General features: G+C 65.8%; 14 protein-coding genes and 1 tRNA gene. 10 read left to right on the top strand and 5 right to left on the bottom strand.

Translation table 11 applies throughout. The features are described from left to right. Positions 1-124 precede the first annotated feature (124 nt). Positions 125-2,968: a DNA gyrase subunit A gene (gyrA, locus tag VGV37_RS15310; RefSeq protein ID WP_326880553.1), complete on the top strand. Its 2,844-nt coding sequence runs from the start codon at positions 125-127 to the stop codon at positions 2,966-2,968. A 32-nt stretch (positions 2,969-3,000) separates the two neighbouring features. Then, on the top strand, positions 3,001-3,546 hold the full coding sequence (gene coaD, locus VGV37_RS15305; RefSeq protein ID WP_326880552.1) for a pantetheine-phosphate adenylyltransferase: 546 nt from the start codon (positions 3,001-3,003) through the stop codon (positions 3,544-3,546). Positions 3,547-3,563: 17 nt separating this feature from the next. Here coaD and VGV37_RS15300 read toward each other — a convergent pair whose 3' ends face one another. Together VGV37_RS15300 and VGV37_RS15295 are read right to left on the bottom strand one after the other, a co-directional pair. Continuing rightward, positions 3,564-3,827 carry a hypothetical protein gene (locus VGV37_RS15300; protein ID WP_326880551.1) on the bottom strand — a complete coding sequence of 88 codons (264 nt, stop codon included), beginning with the start codon at positions 3,825-3,827 and terminating at the stop codon, positions 3,564-3,566. 149 nt (positions 3,828-3,976) lie between these two features. Then, positions 3,977-4,052, bottom strand: a tRNA-Lys gene (locus VGV37_RS15295). Positions 4,053-4,403: 351 nt separating this feature from the next. Here VGV37_RS15295 and VGV37_RS15290 point away from each other — a divergent pair. From VGV37_RS15290 to urtE, 8 genes are all read left to right on the top strand, one after another. Then, positions 4,404-5,135 carry a substrate-binding periplasmic protein gene (locus VGV37_RS15290; protein WP_326880550.1) on the top strand — a complete coding sequence of 244 codons (732 nt, stop codon included), beginning with the start codon at positions 4,404-4,406 and terminating at the stop codon, positions 5,133-5,135. 174 nt (positions 5,136-5,309) lie between these two features. Further along, on the top strand, positions 5,310-8,681 hold the full coding sequence (locus VGV37_RS15285; RefSeq protein WP_326880549.1) for an ATP-binding protein: 3,372 nt from the start codon (positions 5,310-5,312) through the stop codon (positions 8,679-8,681). Beyond that, positions 8,674-9,582 carry a DNA-binding response regulator gene (locus tag VGV37_RS15280; RefSeq protein ID WP_326880548.1) on the top strand — a complete coding sequence of 303 codons (909 nt, stop codon included), beginning with the start codon at positions 8,674-8,676 and terminating at the stop codon, positions 9,580-9,582. The genes VGV37_RS15285 and VGV37_RS15280 overlap by 8 nt, the downstream gene beginning before the upstream one ends. Positions 9,583-9,753: 171 nt before the next feature. Further along, entirely contained in the window at positions 9,754-11,049 is a 1,296-nt protein-coding gene (urtA, locus tag VGV37_RS15275; RefSeq protein WP_326880547.1) for an urea ABC transporter substrate-binding protein, read from the top strand. Positions 11,050-11,151: 102 nt separating this feature from the next. Next, the gene (gene urtB / locus VGV37_RS15270) at positions 11,152-12,759 is read left to right on the top strand and encodes an urea ABC transporter permease subunit UrtB (RefSeq protein ID WP_326880546.1); all 1,608 of its coding nucleotides are present in this window, start codon (positions 11,152-11,154) and stop codon (positions 12,757-12,759) included. 5 nt (positions 12,760-12,764) lie between these two features. Then, positions 12,765-13,895: an urea ABC transporter permease subunit UrtC gene (gene urtC / locus VGV37_RS15265; RefSeq protein WP_326880545.1), complete on the top strand. Its 1,131-nt coding sequence runs from the start codon at positions 12,765-12,767 to the stop codon at positions 13,893-13,895. Continuing rightward, positions 13,888-14,640: an urea ABC transporter ATP-binding protein UrtD gene (urtD, locus tag VGV37_RS15260; protein ID WP_326880544.1), complete on the top strand. Its 753-nt coding sequence runs from the start codon at positions 13,888-13,890 to the stop codon at positions 14,638-14,640. Before urtC ends, urtD begins: the two co-directional genes overlap by 8 nt. 4 nt (positions 14,641-14,644) lie before the next feature. Continuing rightward, positions 14,645-15,337: an urea ABC transporter ATP-binding subunit UrtE gene (gene urtE, locus VGV37_RS15255; RefSeq protein WP_326880543.1), complete on the top strand. Its 693-nt coding sequence runs from the start codon at positions 14,645-14,647 to the stop codon at positions 15,335-15,337. A gap of 32 nt (positions 15,338-15,369) precedes the next feature. On the opposite strand, the gene VGV37_RS15250 is transcribed toward urtE, so the two are convergent. The 3 genes from VGV37_RS15250 to VGV37_RS15240 form a co-directional block, all read right to left on the bottom strand. Then, the gene (locus VGV37_RS15250) at positions 15,370-15,864 is read right to left on the bottom strand and encodes an MAPEG family protein (RefSeq protein WP_326880542.1); all 495 of its coding nucleotides are present in this window, start codon (positions 15,862-15,864) and stop codon (positions 15,370-15,372) included. Beyond that, entirely contained in the window at positions 15,861-16,334 is a 474-nt protein-coding gene (locus VGV37_RS15245) for an SRPBCC family protein (RefSeq protein ID WP_326880541.1), read from the bottom strand. The genes VGV37_RS15250 and VGV37_RS15245 overlap by 4 nt, the downstream gene beginning before the upstream one ends. Position 16,335: 1 nt before the next feature. Then, a partial coding sequence (locus VGV37_RS15240; protein ID WP_326880540.1) for an ArsR/SmtB family transcription factor occupies positions 16,336-16,575 on the bottom strand: 240 nt, incomplete at its 5' end.

Raw genomic sequence — 16,575 nt, 5'->3', positions numbered from 1 at the left:
TTGTTGCGGCGGGGAAACTTTGCTAGGGTCCGCCCCCGACCGTGCCGCCCATTGCCGCCGAGCGCCCGAGAGCGTGGCGACGATGGTCGGCCCGGCACTCCACTAGAGTACGATTGCCCCGACCTTGGTCACAACACCGTCCGCCCCAACGCCCTTCGACATCACCCCCGTCACCATCGAAGACGAGATGAAGCGCTCGTACCTCGATTACGCCATGAGCGTGATCGTGTCGCGTGCGCTGCCCGACGTCCGTGACGGCCTGAAACCGGTCCACCGCCGCATTCTCTATGCGATGAAGGAGACCGGCAACGAATGGAACCGGGCCTTCCGCAAGTCCGCCCGCGCGGTCGGCGACGTCATGGGTAAATACCATCCCCATGGCGACAGCTCGATCTACGAGGCCCTGGTCCGCATGGCGCAGGATTTTTCCATGCGCCTGCCACTGATCCAGGGCCAGGGCAATTTCGGCTCGATGGACGGCGACCGGGCGGCGGCGATGCGCTACACCGAGGCGCGCCTCGCCAAAGTGTCGGAATACATGCTGGCCGACATCGACAAGAGCACCGTCGATTTCCAGCCGAACTACGACGAGCGCACCGTCGAGCCGATGGTGCTGCCGGCCCGATTCCCCAACATCCTCGTGAATGGCGCCGGCGGCATCGCCGTCGGCATGGCGACCAACATCCCGCCCCATAACCTGGGCGAGGTGATCGATGCCTGCTTTGCCTATATCGAAAATCCCGGCATCACGATCGACGAGCTGCTGCAGATCGTTCCCGGCCCCGACTTCCCGACCGGCGGCCTGATCATGGGGCGCAGCGGCAGCCGCGCAGCCGCGCAGACCGGGCGCGGCTCCGTCGTCATGCGCTGCCGCCACCATGTCGAGGAAGTCCGCAAGGATCGTGAAGCGATCATCGTCACCGAGATCCCCTATCAGGTGAACAAGTCGCGCCTGATGGAACGCATCGGCGAGGTCGTCCGCGAGAAGCTGGTCGAGGGCATCTCCGACCTGCGCGACGAGTCGGACCGCGACGGCGTGCGCATGGTCATCGAGATCAAGCGCGACGCGTCGCCCGACGTGGTGATGAACCAGCTGTTCCGGCATACGCCGCTGCAGACGACCTTCGGCGTCAATACCCTGGCCCTCAATCGCGGTCGGCCGGAACTGATGACCTTGAAGGACATCATCGCGCTGTTCATCGAGTTCCGCGAAGAGGTCATCACCCGCCGCACCATCTTCGAGCTGGGCAAGGCGCGCGAGCGCGCCCATGTCTTGGCCGGCCTCGCGGTCGCGGTCGCGAACATCGACGAGATCATCCGCGTCATCCGCTATGCGCGCGATCCGGTCGAGGCCCTGCACCAGCTGACCTCCCGCTCCTGGCCGGCCGCCGACGTGGCGCCGCTGATCGAGCTGATCAGCGAGCCCGGCCGAGGTGTGGGATCCGACCAGACCTATTACCTGTCGGAGCCGCAGGCCAAGGCCATCCTGGAACTGCGCCTGCAGCGCCTGACCGGCCTCGAGCGCGACAAGATCGCGGCCGAGCTGAGCGAAATCGTCGCCAAGATCTCCGAACTGCTGTCGATCCTGCGTTCGAAGGACCGCAAGTACGAGATCATGCGCGCGGAACTGCAGGAGATCCGCGACCAGTTCGCCACGCCCCGCAAGACCCAGATCGAGGATGTCGAGCACGAGACCGACATCGAGGACCTGATCGAGCGCGAGGACATGGTCGTCACGGTCAGCATGAACGGCGCGATCAAGCGCGTGCCGGCCTCGACCTACCGCGCCCAGCGCCGCGGCGGTCGCGGCCGCTCGGGCATGGCGATCCGCGACGAGGATTCGGTCAGTCAGCTGTTCGTGGCCTCGACCCATACGCCGGTGCTGTTCTTCACCTCCAGCGGCAAGTTCTACAAGCTCAAGGTCTGGCGCCTGCCGGTGGGCACGCCCCAGTCGCGCGGGCGGGCGATCATCAACCTGCTGCCGAACATCCAGCCGGGCGAATCGATCTCGGCGATCCTGCCGCTGCCCGAGGACGAGGCGACCTGGGGCGACTATACGGTCATGTTCGGTACGTCCAAGGGCAACGTCCGCCGGAACTCGCTCGCCGATTTCGCCAACGTCATGTCGAACGGCAAGATCGCCATGAAGTTCGAGGGCGAGGACGCCGACGATTCGCTGATCGGCGTCGGCATCTGCACCGCCGACCATGACGTGCTGCTGGCGACCCGGCGCGGCCGCTGCATCCGGTTCCGCGCCGACGACGTGCGTGTGTTCGCCGGCCGCAATTCGGTCGGCGTGCGCGGCATCCGCCTCTTGGACAAGAATGGCGACGACGCGGTCATCTCCATGTCGATCATCGACCATGTCGAAGCGAGCGCCGGCGAGCGCGAGGCCTTCCTCAGCCTGTCCAACAAGAAGCGCCGTGCCGCATCGGGCGAGGCCGAGGGCGAAACCGAGATCGCCGAAGTCGAGCCCGAGGCGGAGGTCGAGGACGGCGAAGCCGGCGGTCCCGCAGAAATCGACGAGGCGCGCTATAACGAGCTTGAGGCGCGCGAGCAGTTCCTGCTGACCGTATCGACCAAGGGTTTCGGCGTCCGCACCTCGGCTTATCATTTCCGCATCACCAAGCGCGGCGGTCAGGGCATCGACAACATGGACGTGGCCCGGCGCAAGGATGAGGTGCTGGCCGTGTTCCCGGTCGAGCATGACGACGAGATCGTGCTGGTCTCGAACGAGGGCCAGGTCATCCGTTGCCCGGTCGACGACATCCGCATCTCGGGGCGCCGGACCCAGGGCGTGACCGTGTTCCGGGCCGGCGAGACCGAGCGCGTGGTGTCGATCGCGTCCATGAAGGATCCGGCCGATGCGGCCGGGGCCGAAGAGGGCGACGAGCCGGGCGGCGCGGACGAGATGGGTGAGGCCATTCCCCCGGCGGAGACGCCCGAGGGCGACGGGCCCGCCGCCTGATCGGATCAGCGCAACAGGGAAGGGAGTCCCGGATGAGCCAGCCGCGCATCGGCGTCTATCCCGGTACGTTCGATCCGATCACCAACGGCCACCTGGACGTCATCGTCCGGGCGGCCGCCTTGGTCGATCATCTGATCGTGGGCGTGGCCAAGAACGACGGCAAGGGGCCGCTGTTCAAGACCGCCGAACGGGTCGCCCTGGTCGAGGACGAGATCGCCCATCTGCCCGATCGTGCCTTGGCCGCGCGGATCGAAGTACGGCCGTTCGACGTGTTGTTGATGAATTTCGCCGTCGCGGTCGGCGCCCGGGTGATCATCCGGGGGCTGCGCGCCGTTTCGGACTTCGAATATGAATTCCAGATGGCCGGCATGAACTCGCATCTCAACCCGACCGTCGAGACCGTGTTCCTGATGTCGTCAGACCGGCATCAATTCATCTCGTCGCGGTTCGTCAAGGAGATAGGGCGGCTGGACGGCGACGTCGGCCATTTCGTCTCCCCGCGGGTCGTCGATAGGCTGAAAACCCGCTTTGCCGAACAGGATGAAGCAGCGGCGAAAATGGTCGCGGCGCCGGGCTGAGTTCGAAAGCCGGGTTTTCATGCTTCGCGCTCCACCAGGCGAAGCGCCACGGGCGCGCGGGGGGCCGCAGGCTCCGGTGCCCGTCGCAGGCTGATGCCGATCGCGACACCATGGGCGGCCAGGAACAGGCCGAGCCCGACGAGGCCCAGCGCATCTCGGGAACCGGCCGGCAACAGGGTCGGCGCCAGATTGCCGACCACCGTCGCCAGGGCGATCGTCGCGACCCCGGCAAGCACGGTCCAGAACGTGACCGCCTTGTTCAAATCCGATCTCATCGTCATCTGAAATCCCCGTGCTGCCGTTCATGCCGATTGGCTGAGGGGGATGATCACCCAGCAGGGGTGGCCGCGCGTGTGAACGCGCTCATACGCGATGCGGGACCACGAAAAAGCCCCCGGAAATGCACCTGGCACGTCCGGGGGCCTGATCATGGTGAGCCCGATGGGATTCGAACCCATGACACTTCGATTAAAAGTCGAATGCTCTACCAACTGAGCTACGGGCTCGGTCGGAGGTGTCGTAAAGTTACAACGGCCGTGGGTCAACCCCCGTCGGGCACATGGCGGCCTTTGCCGGATCGTTCAGGTCGGTGGCCATAAAAGCTTCGATCCCGAGTTCGCCCGCCAGTTTGGTGAGATCGGCCATCCTTCCGGGATCGTGGCGCCACGTCGACGCGCCAGATTGACCTTGCCGCGCGCGACCGCAGGGTTGGCGATGTCGAGCATAGCGGCGCAAGGCCGGGTGGCGGAACGGATCCCACGGTCAGTCCGGAAACCTCCGGAAGCGGTATCGAAATATGCCGTGCCGAAAGCCGGACACTGCTATGATCGGCGATCTTTCCCGTTTGGGGCAAGACAATGAAAATAAGAATACTGCCCCTCATCTGCGGGATGGTGGTTGCTTCGCCGGGAGCGGCAAATGCCGAGGTTCCTGAGTTGGTCTTCGCATTGCCGGACGCTGCGCCTCAGGCTTTCAGCGGCAATGAACTGAGGCATGGTATTGCAGGAGATGCCTGTATCGAGGCGGCGAAGCGGGCCGGATTCCTTGGAAGAGTAGAGTTTCCGCCCTGGAAAAGGGCACAGGATGACGTGAGCTCCGGGAAGGATCTATTGATCGCCGGTCTGGCTCGAATCCGGGAGAGAGAAACCCGATTTACCTGGATCTATCCGATCATGTCCATGGGGCGGGCGTTCGTGACTCTCGATCGCGGCATCGAGAGCTACGCGCAAGCCGCGGCGGAGTTGCGGTATATCCTCGTCGGCCTCGGTGCTGCGGAATATGATGTTCTGCGGGCGAATGGCATTCCGGAAAGCCAAATTCGCCAGGTGAGGTTCGACGCGCAGGAAGCGGGAATGATGCTTGCCGGCCGCGCCGATGGCTGGTTCAACACGATCCCCCAGGCCAGGTGGTTCATCAAGAATCACCCGGAAACCAAAGATCTCGTGATTGGACCAGCCCTGAACGTCACGGAGCAGTACATGGCCTGCTCCAGGCTGTGCAGCCCGGCGCTCGTCGCGGCGCTGACCGATGCGCTCGCATCGATGAAGGCCGACGGGACCCTCGATCGCATCGTCTCCGCTTACGAATAACCCAGGTTGGTGTCGGGGAAGTTCCAGTCTTAGGGCGGAACAATTGCCCATTGCCTATTTTTTTGGCGGTCACGGCCGCCGGTCGAGCCTCCTCGGGGGCATGTCCCTCGCATGGGCTTCGGCACCGTTCTTGCCAGGCATCCGTTCGAACGCATCGGGGCGAGGACATCGGGCATGAGCGGGCGGCAGCGGATCGTTCGCGAGCGGCGGCAGTATAACCAGTGGGTCGCCAACCAGACGCTCGAGGATTACGCGCTGCGCTTCACGGCGAAGAAGGCCCGGCGCTGGTCCGCGTTCCGGGTCGCCAATACCGCGGTCGGGGCCATCTCGTTCCTGGCGTGCGAGGCGATCGGCGGCAGCTTGACGCTCAACTACGGCTTCACCAACACGGCGGCGGCGATCCTGGCGGTGGGGTTGCTGATCTTCGCGACCGGTCTGCCGATCTGCTACTACGCGATCCGCCACGGCGTCGACGTCGACCTGCTGACCCGCGGCGCGGGTTTCGGCTATATCGGCTCGACCATCACCTCGCTGGTCTATGCCTCGTTCACCTTCATCCTGTTCGCGGTCGAGGCCGTGATCATGTCGACGGCGCTGGAGACCTGTTTCGGGATCCCGCAGCCGGTGGGATATGTGCTGGCCTCGGTCGCGGTCATCCCGATCGTCGCATACGGCATCAAGATGATCAGCCGGCTGCAGGTCTGGACCCAGCCGATCTGGCTGTTCTTCCAGATCGTGCCGCTGGTCGTGATCGCGGTCGGCCATCCGGCCGAGATCGCCGACTGGACCGACTATCGCGGCCTGCTGGGTAACGGCAGCGGCCGGTTCGACCTGCTGCTGTTCGGCATCGCGGCCTCGATCCTGCTCTCGCTCATTCCGCAGATCGGCGAGCAGGTCGATTACCTGCGCTTCCTGCCGAGCCGGACCGCCGGCAACCGCTTCGGCTGGTGGGCCGCCCTGCTGGTCGCGGGCCCCGGCTGGATCTTCATGGGCGCGGCCAAGCTGTTCGCCGGCTCGTTTCTGGCCGTGCTCGTGCTGCAGCACGGGGTGCCCTACCTCCATGCGACCGAGCCCGCCCAGCTCTATTCGGTGGCATTGCAATATCTGGCGCTGTCGCCGAAGACGGCGCTGATCCTGACCGGCATCTTCGTCGTCACCTGCCAGATGAAGATCAACGTCACCAACGCCTACGCGGGCTCGATCGCCTGGTCGAACTTCTTCTCGCGCCTGACCCACAGCCATCCGGGCCGCGTCGTCTGGGTGCTGTTCAACATCGTGCTGTCGCTGACCCTGATGAACCTCGGCATCTTCGGGGTGATCGAACGGATCCTGGGGCTCTATTCCAATTTCGCCGTCGCCTGGCTGGGTGCCATCGTCGCCGACCTGGTGATCAACAAGCCGATGGGCTGGAGCCCGCCGGGCATCGAGTTCAAGCGCGCACACCTCTACGACATCAACCCGGTCGGCGTCGGAGCCATGCTGCTGGCGGTGATTGCCTCGACATTGGCGTTCTTCGGCAGTTTCGGCGGCACGTCCCAGGCTTTCGCGCCGTTCATCAGCCTGGCCGTGGCCTTCGTGGCGGCGCCGCTGATCGCCTGGGCGACCCAGGGGCGCTATTACATCGCGCGCGCGCCCCAGATCGGCTTGGAGCCGGGCGCCGAACTGCGCTGCTCGATCTGCGAGAACGTGTTCGAGCGCGAGGACATGGCCTATTGCCCGGCCTATGGCGGCGCCATCTGCTCGCTCTGCTGCACGCTCGACGCCCGCTGCCACGACAGCTGCAAGGAAGAGGCGCGCTTCGTCGAGCAGATCACGGCCCTGCTGCGCCGCCTGCTGCCGTCGCGGCTGGCGCTCGGGCTGCATTCGCGGGTCGGCCATTTCATCGGCGTGCTGTTCGTGTTCGCGCTGGTCATCGGCGGCGCGCTGACCTTCATCTATTACCTGGACGCGATCGGGCCGCCGTCCGACCGGGCGATCATCGCGCGGACCCTGTGGCTGGTGTTCGTCAGCCTGCTGATCGTCTCCGGCGTCGCCGCCTGGCTCCTGGTCCTGGCCCACGAGAGCCGGCGCACCGCCGAGGAGGAGTCCGATCGCCAGACCCACATGCTGATGCGCGAGATCGAGGCCCATGAGCGCACCGATGCCGAGTTGCAGAAGGCGAAGGAAGTGGCCGAGGCGGCGAATTTCGCCAAGAGCCGCTATGTCATCGGCATCAGCCACGAGATCCGGGCACCGCTGAACGCGATCTTCGGCTATGCCCAGCTGATGGAGCGCGACGGGGCGGCGGCCCCGCTCCGGCAGAACGCGATCCGGGTGATCCGGCGCAGCGCCGAGCACCTGTCGAACCTGATCGACGGGCTGCTCGACATCTCGAAGATCGAGGCCGGCCGCTTCATGCTGTATCGCGACCGGGTCCGCATCCACGAGTTCCTGGACCAGATCGTCGACATGTTTCGCCTGCAGGCCCAGGCGCAGGGCATCGCGTTCTATTACCAGCAGCCCACCCTGCCGACCTACGTCTATACCGATGAGAAGCGCCTCAGGCAGATCCTGATCAACCTGCTGTCGAACGCGGTCAAATACACCGAGCGCGGCCATGCGGCCCTGCGCATCACCTATCGCAGCCAGGTCGCCGAGTTCGAGATCGAGGACAGCGGCATCGGCATTCCCGCGAGCGACATCCACCGCATCTTCGAACCGTTCGAGCGCGGGCAAATGCCGAACGCCCGCGCCGTGCCCGGCACCGGCCTGGGCCTGACCATCACCAAGCTGCTGACCGAGATGATGGGCGGCGCCATCTCGGTCGAAAGCACGCTCGGCAGGGGCAGCCTGTTCCGCATCAAGCTGTTCCTGTCGGAGGCGACGGCGCCCGACACCCTGCCGGCACCCCAGGCGCGGATTTCCGGCTATCGCGGCCGCCGCATCAAGGTGCTGATCGCGGACGACGACGGCGCGCATCTGGAATTGATCCAGGAGCTGCTGACGCCGCTCGGCTTCCTGATGTTCAGCGCGTCGGACGGGCTCACCTGCCTGTCGCTCGCCGAGGAATGCGAGCCGGATCTGGTCCTGCTCGACATTTCGATGCCGGGCCTCGACGGCTGGAGCGTCGCGCGGCGCCTGCGCGAGGCCGGCCACAACACGGCCCGGATCGTTATGATCTCGGCCAACGTCGACGAGTTCAAGACGCGCCGGGAGGCGGAGCCGGCCCATGACGACTACCTGATCAAGCCGATCGACGTGCAGCGGCTGATCGACCGGATCCAGGCGCTGCTCGGGCTCGAGTGGATCGAGCAGGGCGAGGAGGAGCCGGAACCGCCGCCGGCGGCACCGGCCGCTGCGGAGGTCCTGCCGTCGCGCCGGCACTTGGACGAACTGCACCAGTTGGGCCGCATCGGCTATGTCAGGGGGATCGAGGCGAAGCTGAGCGAGATCGCTGCGGAAGATGCGACGCTCGCCCCCTTCACCGGCCGGCTGGACGAGATCGTCAAACGCTTCGACCTCAAGCGTTACATGAGCATCCTCGAGGAATTGCGGACCGATGAGTGAGCTCGATATCCGGCGGGACATCGTCCTGATCGTGGATGATTCGCCGGAGACGCTCAGCTTCCTGACCGACGCGCTGGACCGGTCGGGCCTGACCGTTCTGGTCGCGGTCGATGGCGCCGGCGCGCTCGAGCTGCTCGACCAGATCACGCCCGACCTGGTGCTGATGGACGCGATCATGCCGGGCATGGACGGGTTCGAATGCTGCCGCCGGCTGAAACGCCTGAAGCATCTGGCATCGGTGCCGGTGATCTTCATGACGGGCTTGAGCGAGACCGAGCATGTCGTGAAGGGCCTGGAGGCCGGTGGCGTCGACTATGTGACGAAACCGATCGTCGCCGAGGAGCTGATGGCACGCATGCGCGTCCACCTGGCCAATGCCCGCCTGACCTCGAGCGCCCATGCGGCGCTCGATGCGACCGGTCGCTTCCTGCTGGCGATGGACGGGCAGGGGCGTCTGCGCTGGGCGACGCCGCAGGCGGCCTCGCTGCTCGGTGCCGCCTTCGACGGGTTCGATGCCGAGGATTTCGCCCTCGATCCGGATCTCGCCCGGCGGCTCGGCCTGTCCCAGGGCGAGCGTCTGGCGCTCGGGGGCGGCCGCCGGCGGCTGGAACTGACCTATCTCAGTCGGACCGGCCCCGACGAGATCCTGCTGCGCCTGACCGAGGCAGAGGAGGGCGGCGACGAGGGGTTCCTGAAGCAGCAACTGGCCCTGACCGCGCGCGAGGCGGAGGTGCTGGTCTGGCTCGCCCGCGGCAAGCCCAACCGCGACATCAGCGAAATCCTGGGCATCAGCCCCAGGACCGTGAACAAGCATCTGGAGCAGATCTTCTCGAAGCTGGGTGTCGAGAACAGGGCTTCGGCGACGGCGTTGGCGGTCAGGGCGCTGGGGCAGAGGGGGTGATCGGCTCTCGCAGCGCAATATACGTCAAACGCCCCATACCGCAGCGCACCCAACCGACCCTAGGCTGATATTCGGTCGAAGGCGAGGGCGCCCAAGTCCCATCCTTTCGACCAGGGGCTTCATCGATGCCCGGCGGCCTCCCCGTCGGCATCTCGGGATTAGGGGGTTGGGATGGCAGTTTTGACGAGACGGGCGGCACTTGCGGGTGCGACGGCCCTGGTGACAGCGCTCAGCTTCACCCAATGCGCGCGCGCCGCCGACGATACGATCAAGATCGGCGTGCTGCATTCGCTCAGCGGCACGATGGCGATCAGCGAGACCACGCTCAAGGACACGGTCCTGATGATGGTCGACGATCTCAACAAGCATGGCGGCTTGCTCGGCAAGAAGGTCGAGGCGGTCGTGGTCGACCCGGCGTCGAACTGGCCGCTGTTCGCCGAAAAGGCGCGCGAGCTGATCTCCAAGGACCATGTCGCCGTCGTGTTCGGCTGCTGGACCTCGGTCAGCCGCAAGTCGGTCCTGCCGGTGTTCAAGGAACTGAACAGTCTGCTGTTCTATCCGGTCCAATACGAGGGCGAGGAGAGCCAGAACAACGTGTTCTACACCGGTGCGGCGCCGAACCAGCAGGCGATCCCGGCCGTCGAATACCTGATGAGCAAGGAAGGCGGCGAAGTGAAGCGCTGGGTGCTGGAAGGCACCGATTACGTCTATCCGCGCACGACCAACAAGATCCTCGAGGCGTTCCTGAAGTCGAAGGGCGTGCCGGCCGAGGACATCAAGGTCAACTACACGCCGTTCGGCTTCAGCGATTGGCAGACCGAAGTCGCCGACATCAAGAAGTTCGCGTCGGCCGGCAAGAAGACCGCCGTCATCTCGACCGTCAATGGCGACGCCAACGTGCCGTTCTACAAGGAACTGGCGAACGAAGGCATCAAGGCGACCGACATCCCGGTCATGGCCTTCTCGGTCGGTGAAGAAGAGCTGGCCGGCATCGATACGAAGAACCTGGTCGGCCATCTCGCCGCCTGGAACTACTTCGAGTCGGTCAAGAACTCGACCAACGAGGCGTTCATCAAGCAGTGGCACGCCTACACCAAGAACGACAAGCGGACGACCAACGACCCGATGGAAGCGACCTATATCGGCTTCAAGATGTGGACCCAGGCCGTCCAGCAGGCCGGCACGACCGACGTCGATGCGGTCCGTCAGGCGATGTACGGCCAGAAGGTCAAGGCACCGGGCGGCTTCACCGCCGTCATGAACACGAACCATCACCTGTCGAAGCCGGTGATGATCGGCGAGATCCAGGCGAACGGCCAGTTCGACATCGTCTGGCAGACCAAGGAGCCGATCAAGGCCGACGCCTGGAGCCCGTACCTGGCCGAGGACAAGGGCAAGGTCGCGGACTGGACCTATCCCTGGGTCTGCGAGAGCTGCACGTCGCCGACCTACTCCGCGACGCCATAGTCAGCGGCTGACGAGAACGAGGAACCGCAGCGACGGACCGGGCGGCGATGCCGTCCGGTCCGGAGCAGTCTGATCGAAGTTACGGGGCGGGGGTTCCTGGACGTGAATATCCTTCGTGTGCTGATGCTCGTGGGCCTGCTGCTGGCGCCGCTCGCGGTTCATGCGGCCAATCTGGCCGATGCGGACCTGGCCAAGCTCACGTCCGGCCTCGCCGGCGACGGCTTCGACGACAAGATCGCGGCGATCGATGCCTTGGGCACAAGCGGCGACGCCCGCGCGGTCGCGATCCTGAAGGCGCTCGCCGACGGCAAGCTCGCCGCGACCGAGACCAAGCAGATTCTGGTCGAAGGCAGCGCCGGGCACTTCGCCGACGCGGTGACCGGATCTCCCGTGGCTCCGGCTGCCGATCCGGTCCGCATTCGCGTCAATAACCGGCTGCGCGGTCAGATCGATGTCGCCCTGTCGCGCCTGACGCTCTATAGCGCCGATCCCGCCGACCGGCTCAGCGCCGCGACCGAGGCGCTGCATCGCCCGTCGCTCGATGCGGTGCCGGCGCTGGACAAGGCGCTCGCCACCGAAAAGGACAAGGGCGTCGCCGCCGCGCTCAAGCTGGCCCGGGCCGCGGCCCTGCTGCAGAGCCCCGATGCCGCCCAGCGGCTGGCGTCGGTCAACGAATTGGCGGCCTCGACCGACTCCCAGGTGCGCGGACTGCTGGGCGAACTGGTCGGCGGCCACGAGAGCGACCCGAAGGTGATCGCCGCGGCCAAGACGGCGCTCGCCAAGATCGAGCGCCAGCTGGCCTATATCGAGATCGGCATCAACCTGTTCCAGGGCCTGAGCCTGGGGTCCGTCCTGCTGCTGGCGGCGATCGGGCTGGCCGTGACCTTCGGCGTCATGGGCGTGATCAACATGGCCCATGGCGAAATGATCATGCTGGGCGCCTATACGACCTTCGTGGTGCAGGAGCTGTTCCGCTCGTTCCTGCCGGCCAGCCTGTTCGATTTCTACCTGGTGGTCTCGGTCCCGGCCGCGTTCCTGGTCGCCGGCGCCATGGGCGTGGCGCTGGAACGTACCATCATCCGCTTCCTCTACGGCCGGCCGCTCGAAACCCTGCTCGCGACCTGGGGCATCAGCCTGATGCTGCAGCAGCTGGTGCGCAGCATCTTCGGCGCGCCGAACAAAGAGGTCGCGAACCCCAGCTGGATGACCGGCGGCTTTCAAATCATGGGCGGCTTCACCGTGACCTGGAACCGGCTGGTGATCATCGCCTTCGGCTTCGTCGTCTTGGGCCTGCTGGTCCTCGTGCTGCGCAAGACCAACCTCGGGCTGCACATGCGCGCCGTCACCCAGAACCGCAAGATGGCGGCGATCATGGGCATCCCGACCGACCGTGTCGACGCGCTGACCTTCGGGCTGGGCTCCGGCATCGCCGGCATGGCCGGGGTGGCGCTCAGCCAGATCGGCAACGTCAGCCCGAACCTGGGTACGATCTACATCATCGACAGCTTCATGGTCGTCGTGTTCGGTGGGGTCGGCAGCCTGGTCGGCACGCTCGCCGGCGCCATGGGCCTGGGCGTGGTCAACAAGTTCCTGGAGCCGTTCGCCGGGGCCGTGCTCGGCAAGATCCTGGTGCTGGTCGCGATCATCATCTTCATCCAGTTCCGGCCGCGCGGCCTGTTCGCGCTCAAGGGCCGGTCCGCGGAGGCGTGAGCACGATGCAACGGACTCCGCTTCTCGGCCGTACCGGCTGGCTCGTCTTCCTGGCGTCGGCGCTCGTCGCCGTCGTGCTGATCCCGCTCCTGGCGACGGTGCCGGCGCCTGGTTCCGCCTTCCGGATCCCCGCCTACCTGGTGCCGCTGTTCGGCAAGTACCTCTGCTACGCCATCCTGGCGCTCGCCCTCGACCTGATCTGGGGCTATGCGGGTATCCTCAGTCTCGGCCATGGCGCGTTCTTCGCGCTCGGCGGCTACGCCATGGGCATGTACTTGATGCGCCAGATCGGCACGCGCGGCGTCTATGGTGACCCGATCCTGCCTGATTTCATGGTGTTCCTGAACTGGCGGGACCTGCCGCTGCCCTGGTGGGGTTTTGGCAATTTCGCCTATGCCGCCTTCATGGCGCTGGCGGTGCCGGGGGTGCTGGCCGCCGCGTTCGGCTGGTTTGCCTTCCGCAGCCGGGTGACCGGCGTCTATCTGTCGATCATCACCCAGGCAATGACCTACGCTCTGCTGCTCGCTTTCTTCCGCAACGACATGGGCTTCGGCGGCAACAACGGCCTGACCGATTTCAAGGAGATTCTGGGCTACGACATCCAGGCGCCCTCGACGCGCATCGGGCTCTACGTTGTCACGGCCGTGGCGCTGGGCCTGGCTTTCCTGATTTGTCGCTTCGTGGTGACGACCCGGTTCGGCCGCCTGCTGCTGGCGGTGCGCGACGCGGAAAGCCGGGTCCGGTTCCTGGGATATTCGACGACGGGGGCCAAGCTGTTCGTGTTCGTGCTGTCGGCGTTGCTGTGCGGACTGGCCGGTGCGCTCTATGTGCCGCAAGTCGGCATCATCAATCCCGGCGAGTTCCAGCCGGGCAATTCGATCGAGGTCGCGATCTGGGTCGCGGTCGGCGGGCGCGGCACGCTCGTCGGCGCGATCCTGGGCGCGCTCGTGGTGAATTTCATCAAGACCTGGCTGACCGGTGCCGCACCGGAACTGTGGCTGTTCGCGCTCGGCGCCCTGTTCATCATCGTCACGCTGGCCATGCCGCAAGGCATCCTGGGGCTGGCCGCGCGGCTGAAACGCTGGCGTCGCCTGTCGTCGGTGCCGGTCGGCGTCGAGGAGACGGCCCATGACTGACCTGCTGTCGACCGCCCAGCTCTATCTCGACGGCATCACCGTCAGCTTCGACGGGTTCAGGGCATTGAATTCGCTGTCCCTGGTGATCGAGCCCGGCGAGCTGCGGACCATCATCGGCCCGAACGGTGCCGGCAAGACGACCATGATGGACGTCATCACCGGCAAGACCCGGCCGGACAGCGGCACGGCGATGTTCGAGGGGCGCCACGACCTGACGCGGCTCGACGAGCCCGCCATCGCCAACCTGGGCATCGGCCGCAAGTTCCAGAAACCGACCGTGTTCGAGAACCTGACCGTCGAGGAAAATCTCGAACTGGCCATCAAGGACGACCGGCGCATCCGTCATACCCTGTTTCGCCGGCTCGACGACGAGCAGGAGGGGCGGCTGGAGCGGGTGCTGGGGCAGGTCGGTCTCGTCCGGCGCCGCGCCGAACTCGCCGGGCTGTTGAGCCATGGCCAGAAGCAGTGGCTCGAGATTGGCATGCTGTTGGTCCACGACCCGCGCCTGATCCTGCTCGACGAGCCGGTCGCGGGAATGACCGACGCCGAAACTGCCGCGACGGCCGATCTCATCGTCCGGTTGGCCCGCGACCGCACCATCGTCGTGGTCGAGCACGACATGGTGTTCGTGCGCAGCCTGGGCGCCAAGGTCACGGTCCTGCACGAGGGCTCGGTCCTGGCCGAGGGGTCGATCGATGCGGTGCAGAACGATCCGCGCGTCATCGAGGTCTATCTGGGGCGATGAAACGATGTTGACCGTCGATGCGATCGATCTCTCCTACGGCGCCAGCCAGATTTTGCGGCGGGTCAGCCTGACCGTGCGCAAGGGCGAGGTCACGTGCGTGCTGGGCCGCAACGGCGTTGGCAAGACCAGCCTGATCCGCGGGATCTTCGGCCAGCAGCCGATCAAGGCCGGGCGCATCCTGTGGAACGACCAGCCGATCGACAAGCTGCCGGCCCATCGCCGCGCCGCCGCCGGCCTGGCGCTGGTGCCGCAGGGCCGCGAGATCTTCCCGCGCCTGACGGTGCTGGAGAACCTGAAGACCGGCCTCGCCGCCGCCAAGGGGGCCAGGACGATTCCCGATGAGATCTTCGAGCTGTTTCCGGTGCTGGACAAGATGCTGCACCGGCGCGGCGGCGACCTGTCGGGCGGCCAGCAGCAGCAACTGTCGATCGCCCGGGCACTGGTGACCCGGCCGACCTGCCTGGTGCTGGACGAACCGACCGAGGGCATTCAGCCATCGATCATCAAGGACATCGGCCGCGTCATCACGCTGCTGGCCCAGCGCGGCGACATGGCGATCCTGCTGGTCGAGCAATATCTCGACTTCGCCCGCGAGTTGGCCGACCGTTTCGCCGTCATGGAACGGGGCGAGGTCGTGCTGTCCGGCAACCGGGGCGAACTCGACGACCAGGCGATCCAGCGGTATCTGGCGGTCTGACGGACTTGCCTCAGGCCGTCGGCAGGACGGCCTCAGGCAGTCGGCAGGACCTGGAGGATCGCCGCCATCATGGCGAAGATCGCGAGCAGCGAAGTGGCGAACGCGAGGGTTCGCCACGGCTGCATGGCTCTCAGATAGACGATCGAATGGGCGATCCGGGCCATGGCGAAGATCGTGAAAATAGGCGCGGCAATCTCGACCCTGCCTCCTGCCAACACATAGACCAAACCCAGCAACAAGAAGGGATAGCTGGTGGCCTCGGCGTTGCGATGTGCGCGTAGGAGCCGCGCCACGGCGGGCGGGTCCCGTTCGGACACGGGCGTGCCATAGCGCGCGCCGTCTTCCGGATTGACCGCCACGCCGCCCCGTGCGCGGGCCGCTCCGCTGGCGACCCAGAGCATCAGAAGGTTGAGGCTCAGGACGAGGCACGTCAGGACATAGGCGAGGAAGGCCGGATTTGCCGCAACCGCGGATGATGGCGGCATCGTTCCCACCATGAGCAGCTTGCCCGGCAGACCGATGTTCAACCTGGCTCCGTGCCGATGTATTCGACCAGATTGTCGAGTGTCCTGGCCGTGCCGGCATCGATGCCCATTTTCAGATACTGCTCCAGGTGATCTCCCGACGCACACTCGATCCGCAGCGTCAAATGCGTCTTGCCGCCGAGGTCTATGAGAATGACGCGCCCGATCGCGCCCATCGCCTCGAAGACGAGACGGCCCGGTGCCGCGATCTCGCGATAGACGCCGGCGAACGGGGGCGCACCGGACGAGGGGTGGTTGAGAAATCTGAAGGTGCCGCCCGGACGCAGGTCGATCTCGCATTCCGCCAGCGGGCGGCCCGCGGGGTCCCACCAGCACGCGACGTGCTCCGCGCGCGTCCAGGCTTCGAAAACCTGTTCACGGGATGCCGCAACGATGCGCGTGAGGACGATCGTGTGCGCCTCCCGGTCGATCACGGTTCCGGTGTCGGCGACCGTCTGGGTCTTCAGCGACATGCTATTCTTCCTTCTCGGCCACGGTCGCAAGATGGCGATCCAGATTTCCGAACCTGGCTTCCCATTGCTGGCGGAACGGCTCCACCCAGTCGGCAATATCCTTGAGAGCGATGGGCACCAAACTGCGCGGCCGTCGCTGCGCATCACGTCCGCGTTCGATGAAGCCGGCATCCTCAAGCACCTTGAGGTGTTTCGAGATCGTCGGTTGGCTGAGTTCGAACGGCGCCATGAGCTCGGACAC

The sequence above is a fragment of the Aliidongia sp. genome, assembly GCF_035943795.1.
Lineage (GTDB): Bacteria > Pseudomonadota > Alphaproteobacteria > ATCC43930 > CGMCC-115725 > Aliidongia.
The sequence above is the reverse complement of the archived record's forward strand: the minus strand, read 5'-3'. Positions and strand labels throughout refer to the sequence as shown.